General features: G+C 68.2%; 15 protein-coding genes and 1 pseudogene. 4 read left to right on the top strand and 12 right to left on the bottom strand.

Going from position 1 to position 16,821, the window contains the following annotated elements; translation table 11 throughout:
* The first annotated feature begins 219 nt into the window (after positions 1 to 219).
* Positions 220 to 822, top strand: a complete 603-nt coding sequence (locus VFW69_RS00220; RefSeq protein ID WP_526496935.1) for a C39 family peptidase — start codon at positions 220 to 222, stop codon at positions 820 to 822.
* Here VFW69_RS00220 and tsaD read toward each other — a convergent pair.
* From tsaD to glmS, 11 genes and pseudogenes are all read right to left on the bottom strand, one after another.
* Positions 819 to 1,844: a tRNA (adenosine(37)-N6)-threonylcarbamoyltransferase complex transferase subunit TsaD gene (gene tsaD / locus VFW69_RS00215; protein ID WP_526496933.1), complete on the bottom strand. Its 1,026-nt coding sequence runs from the start codon at positions 1,842 to 1,844 to the stop codon at positions 819 to 821. The two genes, VFW69_RS00220 and tsaD, sit on opposite strands and share 4 nt — an antisense overlap.
* Before the next feature lie 73 nt (positions 1,845 to 1,917).
* Positions 1,918 to 2,385 (bottom strand): ribosomal protein S18-alanine N-acetyltransferase, encoded by a 468-nt coding sequence (gene rimI / locus VFW69_RS00210; RefSeq protein ID WP_526496931.1) that lies wholly within the window; start codon positions 2,383 to 2,385, stop codon positions 1,918 to 1,920.
* On the bottom strand, positions 2,382 to 3,005 hold the full coding sequence (tsaB, locus tag VFW69_RS00205) for a tRNA (adenosine(37)-N6)-threonylcarbamoyltransferase complex dimerization subunit type 1 TsaB (protein ID WP_526496929.1): 624 nt from the start codon (positions 3,003 to 3,005) through the stop codon (positions 2,382 to 2,384). The genes rimI and tsaB overlap by 4 nt, the downstream gene beginning before the upstream one ends.
* A complete protein-coding gene (gene tsaE, locus VFW69_RS00200) occupies positions 3,002 to 3,502 on the bottom strand; it encodes a tRNA (adenosine(37)-N6)-threonylcarbamoyltransferase complex ATPase subunit type 1 TsaE (RefSeq protein ID WP_526496993.1) in 501 nt (166 codons plus the stop codon). The genes tsaB and tsaE overlap by 4 nt, the downstream gene beginning before the upstream one ends.
* A gap of 40 nt (positions 3,503 to 3,542) precedes the next feature.
* On the bottom strand, positions 3,543 to 4,592 hold the full coding sequence (locus tag VFW69_RS00195) for an alpha/beta fold hydrolase (RefSeq protein ID WP_526496991.1): 1,050 nt from the start codon (positions 4,590 to 4,592) through the stop codon (positions 3,543 to 3,545).
* 52 nt (positions 4,593 to 4,644) lie between these two features.
* Positions 4,645 to 5,811 (bottom strand): annotated as a pseudogene (gene alr, locus VFW69_RS00190) (alanine racemase).
* Positions 5,812 to 6,005: 194 nt separating this feature from the next.
* Positions 6,006 to 7,370, bottom strand: coding sequence for a glutamate decarboxylase (gene gad / locus VFW69_RS00185; protein ID WP_526496989.1), 1,365 nt, complete (start codon positions 7,368 to 7,370; stop codon positions 6,006 to 6,008).
* A 40-nt stretch (positions 7,371 to 7,410) separates the two neighbouring features.
* Complete coding sequence (locus tag VFW69_RS00180) at positions 7,411 to 8,832, bottom strand: NAD(P)H-hydrate dehydratase (RefSeq protein WP_526496927.1); 1,422 nt, start codon at positions 8,830 to 8,832, stop codon at positions 7,411 to 7,413.
* Positions 8,833 to 8,958: 126 nt separating this feature from the next.
* Positions 8,959 to 9,675, bottom strand: a complete 717-nt coding sequence (locus tag VFW69_RS00175) for a rhomboid-like protein (RefSeq protein ID WP_526496925.1) — start codon at positions 9,673 to 9,675, stop codon at positions 8,959 to 8,961.
* A 69-nt stretch (positions 9,676 to 9,744) separates the two neighbouring features.
* Positions 9,745 to 10,653, bottom strand: coding sequence for a DUF4436 domain-containing protein (locus VFW69_RS00170; RefSeq protein ID WP_526496923.1), 909 nt, complete (start codon positions 10,651 to 10,653; stop codon positions 9,745 to 9,747).
* 119 nt (positions 10,654 to 10,772) lie between these two features.
* Complete coding sequence (glmS, locus tag VFW69_RS00165; protein WP_526496921.1) at positions 10,773 to 12,647, bottom strand: glutamine--fructose-6-phosphate transaminase (isomerizing); 1,875 nt, start codon at positions 12,645 to 12,647, stop codon at positions 10,773 to 10,775.
* 591 nt (positions 12,648 to 13,238) lie between these two features.
* Between glmS and VFW69_RS00160 the strand changes: the two genes are divergently transcribed.
* The 3 genes from VFW69_RS00160 to VFW69_RS00150 all read left to right on the top strand — a co-directional run bounded on the left by VFW69_RS00160 (position 13,239) and on the right by VFW69_RS00150 (position 15,430).
* Positions 13,239 to 13,436 (top strand): Rv1535 family protein, encoded by a 198-nt coding sequence (locus VFW69_RS00160; RefSeq protein WP_526496919.1) that lies wholly within the window; start codon positions 13,239 to 13,241, stop codon positions 13,434 to 13,436.
* Positions 13,437 to 13,518: 82 nt separating this feature from the next.
* Positions 13,519 to 14,358, top strand: coding sequence for a dienelactone hydrolase family protein (locus VFW69_RS00155; protein ID WP_526496917.1), 840 nt, complete (start codon positions 13,519 to 13,521; stop codon positions 14,356 to 14,358).
* A gap of 31 nt (positions 14,359 to 14,389) precedes the next feature.
* Positions 14,390 to 15,430 carry an LLM class F420-dependent oxidoreductase gene (locus VFW69_RS00150; RefSeq protein WP_526496915.1) on the top strand — a complete coding sequence of 347 codons (1,041 nt, stop codon included), beginning with the start codon at positions 14,390 to 14,392 and terminating at the stop codon, positions 15,428 to 15,430.
* Positions 15,431 to 15,434: 4 nt separating this feature from the next.
* On the opposite strand, the gene VFW69_RS00145 is transcribed toward VFW69_RS00150, so the two are convergent.
* Positions 15,435 to 16,820, bottom strand: a complete 1,386-nt coding sequence (locus VFW69_RS00145) for a hypothetical protein (RefSeq protein ID WP_526496913.1) — start codon at positions 16,818 to 16,820, stop codon at positions 15,435 to 15,437.
* Between the last annotated feature and the right edge of the window lies 1 nt (position 16,821).

Below are 16,821 nucleotides of genomic sequence, written 5' to 3'. Positions count from 1 at the left end.
TTGGCATCCGTCCGTGCCCGAGCGCCGTCGTCGCGGGTGCCGACACAGGGCTTGGCCGATTGCCACCTAGCACTCTATACATGGGAGTGCTAGCACTCAAGGGCGCCCTAGTGCTTCCCATGAGAGCTGCGGTCGTCCCGGCGATTCACTTTGCACAAATCGGCCAAAGTGAATAATCAAACTGTGCACTCGGGCATCGGGCGTGCCAATGGCGCCGCCGTGGCTATAGCGAACACCATGGTGCTGTTGGCGGTCTGCACCGGGTTGACCGGGATAGCCCACGCCGACCCGAACGGCCAGATGTACGGCAACCCTCAAGCCGCCGCGCCCTACTGGCGCTATCAAATCGGCGAAGACTGCGGCTTGATGGCCGTCGCCGACGTGGTCGGCCAAGTCACCGGCAAAGAACCCAGCCAGGTCGGCATCGAGCTACGCGGCGTGTTCACCAGAAGCGAAGTCCACCACGGCGGCGTCTACCGTTTTGATGGCACCTCTCCGCAGGACATGGTGCTACTGCTGAGCAAGTACGGCGTCCAGTCCCAGCTGACGACGGGCAACACCCTGCAAGGAATGGAGCAGGATTTGGCCGGCGGGCGCAAGGTGATCGCGGCGATCAACGCCGAAACCATCTGGAACTACCGGCAGGGCCAGGGACAGCGGACCCAGGCCGACCACGCCGTCGTCGTCACCGGCGTCGACACCCGCAACAACATCGTTCACCTCAACGACAGCGGCACACCCAGCGGCCGCAACGAGCAGATTCCGTTGGCCACCTTCACCCAGGCCTGGGCTACGAGCACCAACCTGCTCATCGTCGCCTAGGCCACCTGCCCGCGGACCACCGGCAGCCCGGGATCGCTGGGTACGTCCAACGGTGACTGCGTCGCCCCGGCCGCCACCAGGTGCGCGGCGAAGGACGCGATCATCGCCCCGTTGTCGGTGCACAGGCCCGGCTTGGGAATCCGTAGGGTCAGCCCGGCCGCCACGCTGCGCTGCTCCGCGAGCTCGCGCAACCGCGAATTCGCGGCCACTCCGCCCGCGATCAGCAATGTCGAGACCCCGAGATCCGAGGCCGCACGCACCGCCTTGCGGGTCAGCACGTCGGCGACCGCCTCCTGGAATCCAGCGGCGATATCGGCGTTAACCGCGTCCGGGTGGCTTTCCAGGTAGCGCGCGACGGCCGTCTTGAGCCCGGAGAAGCTGAACGCGTACCGGTCGTCGCGCGGCCCGGTCATACCGCGCGGGAAGGCGATGGCGTCGCGATCACCGGTACGGGCCAGCTCGTCGAGGACCCTGCCGCCCGGGTAACCCAGCCCCAGCAGCCGCGCCACCTTGTCGTAGGCCTCGCCGGCGGCGTCGTCGACGGTGCTGCCCAGCTCGACGATCGGGTCGCCGAGCGAACGCACATGCAACAGGTGGGTGTGGCCGCCGGAGACCAGCAGCGCCACACACTCGGGCAGCGGCCCGTGCTCGTAGACGTCGGCGGCCAGGTGTCCGCCCAGGTGGTTCACCGCGTAGAAGGGCACTCCCCACGCGGCCGAATATGCTTTGGCCGCCGCGACTCCCACCAGCAGGGCGCCGGCCAGTCCGGGCCCGATGGTGGCCGCGACGACATCGGGCTTGTCCAGGCCGGCGGTCGACAGCGCGCGGCGCATGGCGGGTCCCAGCGCCTCCAGGTGCGCGCGCGAGGCGATCTCGGGGACCACGCCGCCGAACCGCACGTGTTCGTCAACGCTGGATGCCACCTCGTCGGCCAGCAGCGTCACGGTGCCGTCGGCGTCCAGCCGCGCGATGCCGACTCCCGTTTCATCGCAAGAGGTTTCGATCGCGAGGATATTTGTCATGTGCGCCGCTCTCCCCCGCAAGCGGGAGGTGCCCCCACCTCATCGCTTCGCTGTGCATCGTCGTCGACGCGTGTCACAAGGCCTCCCTGCGCATCGTGTACGCGTCGGCGCCGCTGACCCGGTAGTAGCGGCGGCGCAAGCCGATCTGCTCGAACCCGAAGCTGGTGTACAGCCCGATGGCCGCCTCGTTGTCGGTGCGGACTTCCAGGTACACGGCTCCGCCGTCGGCGAAGATCAGCAGCTCGTCGAGCAGCCGTCGGCCAATCCCGCGGCCCTGGTATGCGGGATCCACGCCGATGGTGTGCACCTCGTACTCGTAGGGCGGGGTGCGGCCCAGCCGCGAGATCCCGGCGTAGCCGACCAGCGTCTCGCCGATCCGCGCGCCCACGTAATGGTTGTGGGCACTGGCCAATTCGCGGCGAAACGCCGCCGCGGGCCAGGGATCGTCGCCGTCGAAGAGCTGCGCCTCAAGCTCGGCGCAGCGCCGCGCGTCGGCCCGGGTCAGGCCGCCGACCGTCACGGCTTCGCTGTGGGCGGTCATTGGCGTGTCGCCAACGGTTTGGCGTCGGGCCGACGCAGATACAGGGCCACCAGCGGCTCCGGGTCGGCGGACCAATCGGCTACCGCCGCAACCAATCCGGTCGGCGTCGGGCAGCTGGGGTCGCACACCGGCAAATTGAACAGGCCGGCATGTTCGGGTGAGCCGGCGACGGCCGCAGCAGTACCCGGGTCGACGTCGGCCGCGGCGTTGACCGCGGGTCCGTGGGTGCGTACGCCGTTGCGGTAGCGGGCCCAGTAAACCTCGCGTCGGCGGGCGTCGGTGACCACCAACGCGTCCCCGCGGGTTCGCACGCCGATGGCGTCCAGGCTGCACACACCGCGTACCGGGATATCCAGCGCGTGCCCGTAGGCGGCGGCGGTGGCCATCCCGGCCCGCAGACCGGTGAAAGGCCCCGGGCCACAGCCCACCACGACGGCATCCAGGTCGGCCATCGTCAGTCCCGCATCGGCCACGGCCGCAACGACATTCGGGGTGAGCCGTTCGGCATGGGCCCGCGCGTCGACGGTGACCCGCTCGGCAAGCACGCACAGGTCTTCACGGCGCACAAGGCCCGCCGTCACGGCAGGGGTGGAGGTGTCCAAGGCAAGGACGATGCTCATAAATCACCCTCGTTGTCGGCATTAACGGCCCACCGCCAGGTGGCGATCCGCACGTCGGATCCGGTGATGCGCTCCAGCCGGATGTCGAGATGACGCTCGGCCAGCCGCTCGACCAGGCCCTCGCCCCATTCCACGACGACGACAGCGTCGTCGAGATCACTGTCCAAGTCCAGAGAATCGAGTTCGCCGAGCAGGTCGGCGCCCTGATGGCCGGCGTGGTCGAGCAGCCGGTACATGTCGACGTGAATCATGGTCGGGGCGCCCCGACGTCGCGGCGGATGCACCCGCGCCAGCACGTAGGACGGTGAGGTGACCGGCCCGTCGACGTCCATTGTCGCGGCAATTCCCTTGGCCAGCACCGTCTTTCCCGCGCCGAGCGGGCCGGAGAGCACCACTACGTCGCCCGCGCGCAGTTGTTGCCCCAGCCGCGAGCCCAGCGCCATGGTGTCCTCGACGCGCTCCAGCGTCGCGGTGCCCTCCCCCCGCGGCGATCGCAAGCGCGGCGCAGCCGGGCGCGGCGGGTCGCCGCCATCAAACTCAGCCACGGCGCCGCAACCTCTCTCGCATCCGTCGCATCCGCAGCGCCGCCTTGCTCGGGGTGGCCCGCCTGACCAATCGGACCAGCCCATCGTTGATGGCGTCGGGCTTGTCCAGCAGCGCCAGATGGCTGGCCCCGGCGACGATGACCAGTTCGGACTGCGGCAGGCTGGCGGCCATTTTTCGCGAATACTCGTCCGGGGTGAGCAGGTCGTGGTCGCCGCATGCGATAAGGGTCGGGATGCGCAGCAGCGTCCACAGCCCGGCCGTCTCGTCGTGCTTTTCCAACGCATCCAGGAAGCCCACCATCGTTGGGATCGGGGTGCTGTTCATCATGCGCTGGGAGAACGCGTCCAGGCTCCGGCTCACCTGCAGGTCGCTGTAGGAGGCGGCCCGCAGCACCGGGCCGATCAACGACCGGGACACGTTGCGGCCGCGGTGCATCAACTTCGGCGCCGACCGCGCGGCAACCCGGACCGCTTCCAGCGCAGGGTTTTTGAGTATCTCACCCAACGGTGACCTCGAAACGCCCTCGGCCGCCGAGGAAATCAGGGCGGCGCCCACAATCCGGCGCCCGTACTGCTCGGGGAACTGGCGCGCATGCGACAACACCGTCATGCCGCCCATCGAGTGGCCCACCAGCACGATCATTCCACGCGGTGCCATCACGTCCAGCACGGTCTGCAGGTCCCGGCCGAGTTGGGTCAGCGTGTAGGTCTCGGGATCGGCCTCGCTGGATCTGCCGTGCCCGCGCTGGTCGTAGAAGACCATCCGCATGTCGGGGTCCAACTGATCGGGCAGCCGCGTGCGCTGAAAATGAAAGGCGCCCATCTGCAAACAGAATCCGTGGACGAACACCAGGGTCAGCGGTGCATCGGCCGGACCGGCTTCGCGGACCGCCAGCGGTATACCGTCGGGAGTGGTCACCACTGATCTGGTGTCGTCCTCGACCCTGTTGAAATCCTCATGGGCGTACGGGTCTTCGAACGTGGCGCGCTGGGTCATCGATCGGCGGGCCGAGGCTCCGATGATGGTGGCGACGGCCGTCACCCCCGCGCCTCCCGCAAGCCAGGCCCCGGCCTTGCGGCGCCTGCGGGATTCCTCACGGCTCAACGGTTCGCGCCTCGCGGTAGGTCCTGGTGATCCGCCCGCGGGGGCTGGTCACCACTTCGTAGTGGATAGTGCCGAGCAGATCGGCCCAGTCCTGCGCGGTGGGTTCACCACTGACGCCCGGCCCGAACAGGATCGCCTCGTCGCCTTCGGCCACGTCGGTGCGTCCCGGGCCGAGGTCGACCACGAACTGGTCCATGCAGATCCGCCCGACGCCCGGTCGCCGCCTGCCGTTGATCAACACCTCCAGCCGTCCGCCCAGCGACCGGAAGACGCCGTCGGCATAACCGACCGGAATCAGCGCGAGGTTGGTGTCGCGCTGCGCGGTCCAGGTGTGGCCGTAGGACACGCTCTCCCCCGCGTTGATCGACTTCACCAGGGCCACAGTGCATTTCACCGTCATCGCCGGCACCAGACCCATGTCGCCGCGCTCGGGCACCGGGCTCAACCCGTATATCGCGATGCCGGGGCGCACCATGTCGAAGGCCAGGTCGGGACGCGACATCGTGGCCGACGAATTCGACAGGTGCGCCATGTCGAACCGCACACCCTGATCGCGCGCCTGGGCCAGCATGTCGCTGAACCGTTGGGCCTGAAGGTTATTCATGGGATTGTCGGGCTGGTCGGCATAGACCATGTGCGACATCAGCCCCCGCAGCGCGATAGCCTCCTCGGCGACGGCCCGGCGCAGCGCGGTCAGTATCGAGGGGTATTGCCCCGGAGGTACCCCATTGCGGTTCAGCCCGGTGTCGACCTTGACGGTCACCGTCGCGGTCCGGCCGGTGCGGCGCGCCGCGTCCAGTAGCTCGTCGAGCTGGCGCTCCGACGACACGGAGATCTGAATGTCGGCCAGCAGCGCGGGCCCGAAGTCGATACCGGGCGGGTGCAGCCAGGCCTACACCGGTGCGGTGATCCCGGCCGCGCGCAGCGCCAGACCCTCGGCGACAGTGGCGACACCCAACTCGGTGGCCCCCGCGGCAACGGCGGCGCGCGCCGTCTGGGGGGCTCCGTGGCCGTAGCCGTCGGCCTTGACCACGGCCATCACCTGCGCGTCGCCGGCCTGCTCGCACAGCAGCCGCACGTTGTGCTCAATCGCGCCCAGGTCCACCAGGGCCTCGGCGAGGACGCCCGGTGTCAGGGATATCGGCGTAACGGCCAAAGAAGTCGCGCTCCACTCGTCTGTCTGTCAGTTCGCAGCAGCCATTGTCCCAGAACGGGCCGAACACATCGGCCGCCGACGGGAGCAGACCGCAGCCGACCGGGTGGCTTCGTCGCAATGGTCACAGGCACCACATGCGCCCCTGCCGGGGCCACTGTGGCAGGTGTGGCGCTTCCGATGTGACAAGCCGGGACTCAGTGCGCGAAGTGCTGAGCGTCGTAGTGCCCGCCGGGCTTGATCTTGTCGAGGGAGGCCAGCGCGGTACGCGCATCGTCGTGCAAGGCCCTCGCCAGGTCGGCGGAAAGGCCCTCGCGAACCACGATGCGCAGCACCGATACGTTGGTGGCATTGTCGGGCATGGTGTAGGCGGGCACCTGCCAACCGAAGGTCCGCAGCTCGTGGGAGACGTCGAACTCGGTGTACCCGCGGCCCTTCGCAAGGCTGAAGCTGACCACCGGGATCGCCGAACCGTCGGAGATCAACTCGCAATGTTCTCCGACGCGCAGCTGCTCACCCAGCCACCGCGCAGTCGACGACAGCGTCTGCATGACTTGCGTGTAGCCCTCTCGGCCCAACCGCAGGAAGTTGTAGTACTGGCCGACGACCTGGTTGCCGGGCCGGGAAAAGTTCAGCGTGAAGGTCGGCATGTCGCCGCCCAGATAATTCACGTGGAACACCAGATCCTCGGGCAGGTACTCCTTGCTGCGCCACACCACGAACCCGACGCCCGGGTAGGTCAGCCCGTACTTGTGGCCGCTGACGTTGATCGAGACCACCCGGGGCAGCCGGAAGTCCCACTTCACCTCGGGGTGCAGGAAGGGCACCACGAACCCCCCGCTGGCGGCGTCGACGTGGACCGGAACATCCACCCCGCCACCGGCCGCCAGTTTGTCCAACGCCGCACAGATCTCGGCGATGGGCTCCAGCTCACCGGTGTAGGTGGTGCCCAGGATCGCCACCACACCGATGGTGTCCTCGTCGACGGCATCGACGACCTGCTCCGGCGTGATGACGTAGCGCCCCTCCTCCATCGGCAGGTAGCGCGGTTCGACGTCGAAGTAGCGGCAGAACTTCTCCCAGACCACCTGGACGTTGGAGCCCATCACCATGTTCGGGGTGCGGCCCTTCCAGTCCTTGCCGACCTTCGCGCGCCACCGCCACTTCATCGCCAGACCGCCCAGCATCACGGCCTCGCTGGACCCGATCGTCGACACCCCGACAGCGCTGGACGGGTCGTCGTCGCGCAAGCCGTCGGCGTGGAACAGATCGGCCACCATGCACACGCAGCGCTGCTCGATGGCCGCGGTCGCCGGGTATTCGTCCTTGTCGATCATGTTCTTATCGAACGTCTCGGCCATCAGCCGCCCGGCCTGGGGGTCCATCCAGGTGGTGACGAAGGTGGCCAGGTTCAGCCGCGAGCTGCCGTCGAGCATCAGCTCGTCGTGGATGAAGCGATAGGCCGCCTCGGGATCCATCGACTCGTCGGGCATCCGCAGCGCCGGCACCGGCGCGGTGAACAGGCGACCTGTATAGGCCGGGGCGATGGAGTGCGCGGGCATGGAAGGGTGTTGGGGCACAACGAAATCCTTTCTACTGCAGCTACAGGGCGGCCAGGGCGGCTCGGATGTGTGGCACCATGCGCGATGCCGACGTGGGCGCTTCGCCGGGCCCCGGGTCGGCTGCCGACAGCGCCGCCGCGCGCGCGTGCACGAAGGCCGCGGCGGCCGCCGCCTCGGCCGGCGGCAACCCCGACGCCAGCAGCGCGCCGATCATGCCGGACAACACGTCACCGGAGCCTGCGGTGGACGCCCACGACTGCCCGGCCGGATTGAGGTAGACCGGGCCGCCCGGATCGGCGATGACCGTCACGTTGCCCTTGAGCAGCACCGTGGCGCCGAACGCGTCGGCCAGCTTGCGGCACGCGCCCACCCGGTCATCACCGGGTGGGTTACCCGCCAGCCGGGCGAACTCACCCGCGTGCGGAGTCAGCACCGTCGGCGCGGTGCGGCTGGCCACCAGCTCGGGGTGGGCCGCCAGGATGGTCAGCCCGTCGGCGTCCACGATCACCGGCAGGTCTGTTTCCAGCGCGAACCACAGCGCCGCGGCCCCGACGTCGTCGGTGCCCAATCCCGGCCCGACGACCCAGGACTGCACCCGTCCGGCCGACGCGGGGGTGGGCGAGGCGATCACCTCGGGCCAGTGCGCGAGCACCTCGCGGTGCGCGCTGCCGGCGTAGCGGACCATGCCGGAGGTCGCCGCGACGGCGGCGCCGGTGCACAGCACGGCGGCGCCCGGATAGGTTGACGAGCCAGCCGTCACGCCGGTGACGCCCTGGGTGTACTTGTCGTCGTGGGGCCCGGGCACCGGCCAGCGGGCGGCCACGTCGGCGGCCTCGAAGCCCAGCACGTCGGTGTCGGGAAGATCGAGCCCGATGTCGATCAGCCGCACCCGCCCGCAGTCGGCGAGTGCGTGCACGTATTTGAGCCCGCCGAAGGTGACGGTCAGCACGGCGTGCACCGCGGGGCCGCTGATCGCCCCGGTCGCGGCGTCGACGCCGCTGGGGATGTCGACGGCGATCACCGGGATTCTCGCGTCATCGACGACGGTGAACACCTCGGCCGCGGCGGGCCGCAGCGCTCCGGAGCCGGAGATCCCCACCACGCCGTCGATGACGAGATCGGTTGTCGGCGAGATGCTTTCGACGATGCGGCCGCCGGCCCGCCGAAACGCGGCCAGGCCCTTGCGATGGGTGCGCTCGGGGTTGAGCAGGATCGCGTCGGCGGCCGCGCCGCGACGGCGCAGGAAGGTGGCCGCCCACAGCGCGTCACCGCCGTTGTCTCCGGAGCCGACGACCGCGCACACACGTCGCCCGGTTACCCCGCCGGTGCGGGCGGCTAACTCGCCGATGATCTCGGTGGCCAGCCCGTAGGCCGCGCGCCGCATCAGCGCACCGTCGGGCAGGCTGGCCAGCAGTGGCGCCTCGGCCTGGCGGATCGCGTCTACGGAGTAGTAATGCCGCATCAGAGTCAGATTACGTGTCACCGTCGCGGCGGACGGCCCCGCTCGGATCGCCGGCGCATTCGGCGGCCGCCACCGCTTCGGAGTGGCTTGGCGCCCAGAGTCTTTCGGTGCCGGCCGGTGCCGGCATCAGGTCGAGGTCTCCGGTGGCGCGTTGCGGCGCGCCATGGCCCGCAGGCGCGCGGGACTCAACGGGCTGCTGCGTTTGGAACGCGTGCGAGTCATCGGGTAGAAGCACAAGCCGATGAAGATCGAGGTGAAGTGCCCGATGGCGGTGAAGTTCAGTTCGCTGCCCATCGTGATCAGCGGGAAACCGAAGATGATGAACAACACCCCGAGATATCCCCAGCGCCACGGCCGGACGATGTGGTAGCTCAGCACGGCCATCACGCCGACGAGGAAATAGCTGACCCCGATGTCGCGCGCGTGCACCAGCCGTTGCGGGGCGTCGTGATCCTCGATCGCGAAGTAGAGGATGCCTTCGCTGATGTAGGTGGCAAGGATGTGCGAGCTCAATCCCACAGTGAGCCAGCGCAGCTGGCCGAGCCAGTGTTCGGCCGGCGCGAGAAACAGAGTGAACAGCAGCAGGTACGGCTCGAAGTTTTTGCCGTCGATCCACAGCAGGCTGGAGAACAGGACGCCGAGCGGGTCGCTGCCCAACTCGTGAATGTTGGTGGAGCGGTGCAGCAGTACGGAGTGCAGCTCCCGGCCGGTGAGATGGGTCTGGATGAACGTCGTGATCATCAGCACCACCAGCCAGCCGTAGGTCAGCGGAGCGCTGGTGACGAAATGCCAGACCACCAGCGTCATGCTGCGCACTCGACTGCGAACCGATGGATGCGCCACGGCATCAACCTTCGCACGCGGGGCGGGGCGCCGGACGACTTCCGCGGCAAACACGCCGCCGGCGATCGGCTACCTCGCCGTCGCCGGGGCCGGATCCGCCGGCGCGGGGGCGGGTTCCGCCGGTGCGGGTGCGGGCGGCGGTTTCAGATGCCGCCACCAGCAGCCGATGTAGAGAATCATCGAGACCGCCAACGCGACCAACACCCAGATGACGACGGTGATATCGACCCAGCTGCCGAATGGCGGCGAGCCGGGTAGCGCGTTGCGCAGTGGCACCACCGCGAACAGCATGGCCGCGTACCAGGTCGTCATCGGTGGCTGAAACGGCCGCCGGTCCCGCGCCGTCTGAATCGCCACGACCAGAGCCAGACTGGCGATCGTGATGAGCACGCCGAGGATGACGACGGCGAACGCCGCGGTGCCGAGCGAGCGCCGCACATTCAGTCGGTAGGTATTGTCCGCCTGGGGCCTGGTGGCGGACAGCCGCCACCCCGACAGGTGATCGACGAAGCTGACCGGCACATGGTCGGGTGCCCGGTCGGTGTCGGGCCCATAGAAGATTTCGACCTCGATCGGCCCCGAGCGGTATTGGTCGAAGGGCCAGCGCTCGATCTCGCCGGCGATGGTCAGCGGGACCGCCATCAGGCCGGGCAGCATCCCCTTGGTCCAGGTGTGGCGGGAAGGCATCGCGGCGGACCTGACGCGCAGGCTGAGATCGTCCTTGAGGTGGTGGGTCTTCGGATCCAGCAAGGCCGATCCGGGATTGAAAGCCAGGTTGATGGCAAGCACGCTGTTGTTGGACTGAATGTCTTCCACGTTGATGGTTGCCGACGGCTTGTCACCGTCGACCGCCGGGGCGGTCACATCCAGATGCCGGCCGGTTCCACTCTGCGCATACATCGCGACCGCCACCGCGTAAGCCGCGAGGGTGAGGACGATAAGACCTACCACGCCATACTTCATGCCGGCCGATCGCATACTTCCTCCCGGACGGACGTAACCCAACCCACCTGCCACAAATGCTGCCCCAGGGCAATGTAATGGATCGGCCGGGTGTCCGCCGGTGATACGGGCGAAGCCGTGCGAGCTAGGTCCGCCTATTCAACCGTGACGGACTTGGCCAGGTTTCGCGGCTTGTCGACGTCGTAGCCGCGGGCCTGTGCCACCGACGCGGCGAACACCTGCAGCGGGATGGTCGACAGCAGCGGCTGCAGAAGGGTTGATACAGAGGGAATTTCGATCAGGTGGTCGGCGTACGGGCGCACGGTGTCATCGCCTTCCTCGGCGATCACGATGGTTATCGCGCCGCGGGCCTGGATCTCGCGGATGTTGGACAACAACTTGGCGTGCAGCACGGCCGACCCCTTGGGGGACGGCATGACGACGATGACCGGCAGATCGTCTTCGATCAGCGCGATCGGGCCGTGCTTTAGTTCGCCGGCGGCGAATCCCTCGGCGTGCATGTACGCCAATTCCTTGAGTTTCAGCGCGCCTTCCAGCGCCACCGGGTATCCGACGTGGCGGCCCAGGAACAGCACCGTCGTCGACTGGGCGAATTGATAGGCCAAGGCGGCCACCGGCTTGATCGTCGCGATGACCCGCGCTACAAGGTCCGGCATCGCTTCCAGCTCGTGGTACTCGCGCTGCACCTCGTCGGGGTACTTGGTCCCGCGGGCCTGCGCCAGCGCCAACCCGACCAGATAGTTGGCGGTGATCTGTGCCAGGAACGTCTTGGTCGAGGCCACCCCGATCTCCGGGCCGGCGCGGGTGTAGAGCACAGCGTCGCACTCGCGGGGAATCTGCGAGCCGTTGGTATTGCAGATCGCCAAGACCTTGGCCTTCTGCTCCTTGGCGTGCCGGACAGCTTCCAGGGTGTCCGCGGTCTCGCCGGACTGCGAGATGGCGACCACCAGGGTGCTGCGGTCCAGAACAGGGTCGCGGTACCGGAATTCGCTGGCCAGCTCGACCTCGACCGGCAGCCGCGTCCAGTGCTCGATCGCGTACTTCGCCAGCAGGCCGGAGTGATACGCGGTGCCGCAGGCCACCACGAACACCTTGTCGATCTCGCGGAGTTCCTGATCGGACAGCCGCTGTTCGTCGAGGACGATCCGGCCGTTGACGAAGTGTCCCAGCAGGGTGTCGGCCACGGCGGCGGGCTGCTCGGCGATCTCCTTGAGCATGAAGTACTCGTAGCCGCCCTTTTCGGCGGCGGCCAGATCCCAATCGATATGGAACTCGCGGTATGCCCCGGATCCCAGGTCGTCGTTGCCGTCGAAGTCGGTGATCCGGTAGCCGTTGGCGGTGATCACCACGGCCTGGTCCTGGCCGAGTTCGATGGCGTTGCGGGTGTGCGGGATGAAGGCCGCCACGTCGGAGCCGACGAACATCTCGCCGTCGCCGATGCCGATCACCAGCGGGGTGGAGCGGCGGGCGGCGACGATGGTGCCGGGGTCGTCAGCGTTGGCGAACACCAACGTGAAGTGGCCGTCCAGGCGGCGCAGCACGGCGAGCACCGATGCGGCGAAATCGCCTGCGGTAGGGCCGTGCCGGTATGCCTGCGCCACCAGATGCACCGCCACCTCGGTGTCGGTGTCGCTGGCGAATTCCACGCCCTGGGCCTCCAGCTCGTGGCGCAGGTTGGCGTAGTTCTCGATGATGCCGTTGTGGACCACGGCGATCTTGCCGGCGGCGTCGCGATGCGGGTGCGCGTTGCGGTCCGTGGGGCGCCCGTGGGTGGCCCACCGGGTGTGACCGAGGCCGGTGGTTCCGGTCAGCGACGACGCCGGCATTTCGGCGACCGCCGCTTCCAGGTTGGCCAGCCGGCCGGCACGACGGCTGACCGTCAGGGTGCCGTCGCCGTTGGCCAAGGCGACGCCCGACGAGTCGTAGCCGCGGTACTCCATCCGGCGCAGCGCGGACATGACGACCTCACAGGCGGGCTGCTGCCCGACATAGCCGACAATTCCGCACATTCTGAACAGGGTAGTGCAGGTGGAGCGCCAACCCCGCATTCCGCGATTATGGTTAGGCCGCCCACCTGCACGAAAGGCCCGTTTTGACCCGACCCCTACCGCCAGTTCTCCCTGCCGCTCACCGAGCACATCGGTGCGGTCGCCTGGACCGGCGATGCCCCGACCCCACCCGGCGCCGCGTATCCCGCGCCCAGCGCTGACATTATTCACTCACTGGTCATAAACGGCGGAAATGTTTTTCACCTGATGTATTCGCAACGTTTTCGTTTCGCATGAACGTCCACGGGATTCATCGCCCTAACATTGAAATATCAGCAAAGACCGGAAAGAGCCTCAAGCCTTCGGAAGGACGAGCTGCCTGGATCCCGCCCGATCACGATTACGCAGCGTGACAACTACGAAACTGTGGGCATCGACTTGCAGTCAGACTGGTATCAGGCCTGGGCCAGATATTCTGGCTACCTGGGACCACGCTTTTAGCCGAGCCATGAATTCAATCGTCAGTGGTTGTTAACCGGGAATTGTGCAATGGGTCGTATTGAGATGCGTAACTTTCCCCGACCGCCCGCCGGGCGCCATGAGGAGGCAATCATGACGGCAGTTCGCTACGACGACGCGGTGCCCGCCCCCATGGCGCCGGCGCCCCAGCAGACGCCCACGCCGCGCCCGCAGGCGTCGGCCGACTCCGGCAACCCCCTGATGGACATGACCACCAAACTGCTGTCCGTCCCGCTGCGCCAGCTTTACGCGGCGCTGTGGCGGATGGGTGTCGTCGAGGTCAGGGACTAGAAAGACCCCGCGCACCGGCCGGGCAGACCGGGCGGCCTTCCTTCTCCCTCGGCGCCCGGTTGCGATGCGCTAACGTCAACGCGTGGCCCGCATCCGCAAGCTCGTCGCAGCTCTCAGCCGCCGTGGCCCCCATCGGGTTTTGCGTGGTGACCTGGCCTTTGCCGGCCTGCCGGGCGTGGTGTACACCCCCGAGGAGGGGCTGAATCTGCCCGGCGTGGCGTTCGGCCACGACTGGCTCACGGGCGCGGCCCGGTATTCGAACTTGCTCGAGCATCTGGCGTCGTGGGGCATCGTGGCCGGCGCTCCCGACACCCAGCGCGGCCTGGCTCCCTCGGTGCTGAACCTCGCCTTCGATCTCGGCACCGTCCTGGACATCGTGTCGGGCGTGCGCCTGGGCCCCGGCAAGATCAGCGTGCACCCGGCCAAGCTCGGCGTGGTCGGTCACGGCTTCGGCGGCTCGGCAGCGGTGTTCGCCGCTGCCGGGATGCCGGCCAAGCCCGCCGCAGTGGCGGCGATTTTCCCCAGCGTCACCAGCCCGCCGGCCCAGCAGCCGGCCGCGACGCTGCAGGTTCCCGGGGTGATCTTCACCGCGCCCGGCGATCCGAAAACGCTGAACTCCAACGCATTGGCGCTGGCCGACGCGTGGGAGGCGGCGACGCTGCGCATCGTCAGCAAGGCCGAATCCGGTGGGCTGGTCGAGGGCCGCCGACTGACCAAGATGCTGGGGCTGGCCGGCGCGCACCGGCGCACCCAGCGGTCGGTTCGGGCGTTGCTGACCGGTTACCTGCTCTACACCCTGGGCGGGGACAAGAAGTATCGCGATTTCTCCGATCCGCAGGTGCATCTGCCGGGCACGGCTGCGATCGACCCCGAGGCCGAAGCGATTCCGCTGGAAGAGAAGATCGTCGCGCTGCTGAAGTGAGACCGCATGGCTGACGGGGTAAGTGTCATTGATGCGAATCGGGATCGCTCTGAATTACTCGGGTGGCTTTCACGACGCCGTGGACCGCGTGGTCGAACTCGAAAAATCCGGTATCGAAGTCGTGGTGGTGGCCGAGGCGTATGCCTTCGACGCCATCAGCCAACTGGGCTATCTGGCCGCCAAGACGACCACCGTCGAGCTGGCGTCCGGGGTGCTGCCCATCTACATCCGCACGCCGTCGCTGCTGGCGATGACCGCCGCGGGGCTGGATTACGTGTCCGACGGGCGATTCCGCCTCGGCATCGGCACCTCCGGGCCGCAGGTGATCGAGGGATTCCACGGGGTTCCGTTCGACGCCCCGATCGGCCGCACCCGCGAGATCGTGGAGATCTGCCGCAAGGTGTGGCGCCGCGAACGCGTGCAATACGACGGCAAGCATTACCAGTTACCGTTGCCCGCTGATCGCGGAACGGGTTTGGGCAAGTCGCTGCAGCTCATCAATCACCCGGTGCGCGAACGTATTCCGGTCAGCATCGCCGCGTTGGGCCCCAAGAATGTCGAGCTCACCGCCGAGATCGCCGAGGGCTGGCAGCCCGTCTTCTATCTGCCTGACAAGGCCGCGTCGATCTGGGGAGAGTCGCTGGCGGCCGGTGCCGCCAAGCGCGATCCCGTGTTGGGGCCGCTCGATGTCATGGTGCACGCGTCGTTGGCGATCGGGGACAACGTCGACGATCGGCTGGCGTGGGTCAAGCCGCAGCTGGGCCTCTACATCGGCGGGATGGGCGCGAAAGGCCGCAATTTCTACCACAATCTGGCGACGCGGTATGGATTCGGGGAGGTCGCCGACCGAATCCAGGAGCTATACCTGTCCGGCCGCAAGCAGGAGGCTATCGACGCGGTGCCCGACGAGCTGGTGCGCGGCATGTCGCTGATCGGCCCGACAGGATACGTCGCCGAACGCATGGCCGCCTTCGCCGAGGCGGGTGTGACCACGCTGTTGGTGAACCCGCTCGCCGCCGACCACACCGAATCCGTGCGCTTTGTCACCGAAGCCCTGAAGCTGCAGCCCTGAGCGGTCACTGCCCCGCCTGCGGAAGCTGGTCGGCGGCAATCTCGCACGGCGTCGATCCCTGGTCAGCCGCGGGTGCCGGTTCGACGACGGGAGCGGCCGCAGGTGCGGGCGGCGTGTCCGGTGCCGGTGTGCCGGCCGGCGGTGGGGCCTCGACCGGTTGGATTGTGTCGTAGGGCTCGGGTTGAGGTTCGTCGACGGGCTGGTTGGTTTCGGCGGGATCGTCGGCGGCCTTGTCGTCGGCGGCCTTGTCGTCGGCGGCCTTGTCGTCGACGGTCATGTCGTCGCCCTCGCTCGTGTCCTCGGGATCGCTTTTCTGAAAAGGGTTTTCATCGAAAGCGTCCCCGCTGTCGTTCAAGGGATCCGCACCATCCAGCCCGTCGCCGGGCGATCCGATCAGCCCGCCCACCGCGTCGACGATCCGGCCGGCCAGCCCGAGAAGGCCACCGCCGCCGCCGAGCCCACCACCGAGATCGCCCCCGCCGAGCCCACCCAGACCGCCCGCCGGCATGCCCAGGCCATCGCCCAGCGCGGCTCCCCAGTCCCCTGGCGGCGCGGCAGCGACCGGCGGCGGTGCCGGAGTCACCGACTCCGGTGCGGCACTGACCGGATCGGACACAGCAGCCGTCAACGTCGGTGCGGGATCCGCGGCCGGGACGGGGGCGGCGGCCACCGGCGGGGCGAGCTGCACCGGCGCAACTCCCGTCCCGAGATCGCCAGGGAATTCGAAGCGCGCCGTCGGGACGGCGGCCATCTTGTCGATGACCATGGCGTAGGACGTCTCGACCCCGTCCGAGGCGGACCGCATCGCCGTCAACCAGTCGTTGCGAATATCGTTGTCCACGTACGGCATAACCTGCTGGCGCACCACGTCGGCCGCGCCGTCCCGGTCCCCTGCCAACACCGCGGCAGCGGCGGCCAGCCATGCCGGCCGTTGAAAGCGCACGCGGTCGTCGACGGCAATGGCGGTCGCCACCTCCGAATCGACCAGATACCACAGGTTGTCGCGCAGCGACTCGCATCGTTGGGCCGCCGCTCGCAGTTCCGTGACAACGGCGTCCCCGGTGTCGCAATGCCGCTGCAGCAGCTGCACCGCGGCGTCGCCGCCCGGACCAGTCCACGCCGCGGCCAGCTCGGCCACCTGGGCGCGCTGCATCCGCAACGCTTCGGCCGCCACCACGCCCGCCGCGCGCAACTCCGCACAATCGCGGTCCAGAGCGCGCAGGTCGAGAGCGTCCTCGCCCGCATACCGCTCGCGGACCTGTGCGGGATGCGCTGTCAGATCCGGATTTTGGTAGCCCAGCGTATGACAGGCCTGTACGAAGGTCTGGGTGTGCTCGACGGCCGCCCGGCCCTCGGCTAATCGCGCGGCCACATCCAATCGGTCGGCCACG

It is taken from the genome of Mycobacterium sp. (assembly GCF_036273375.1).
Lineage (GTDB): Bacteria > Actinomycetota > Actinomycetes > Mycobacteriales > Mycobacteriaceae > Mycobacterium.
Note: the sequence above shows the minus strand (reverse complement) of the source record. Positions and strands in the feature narration are given on the sequence as shown.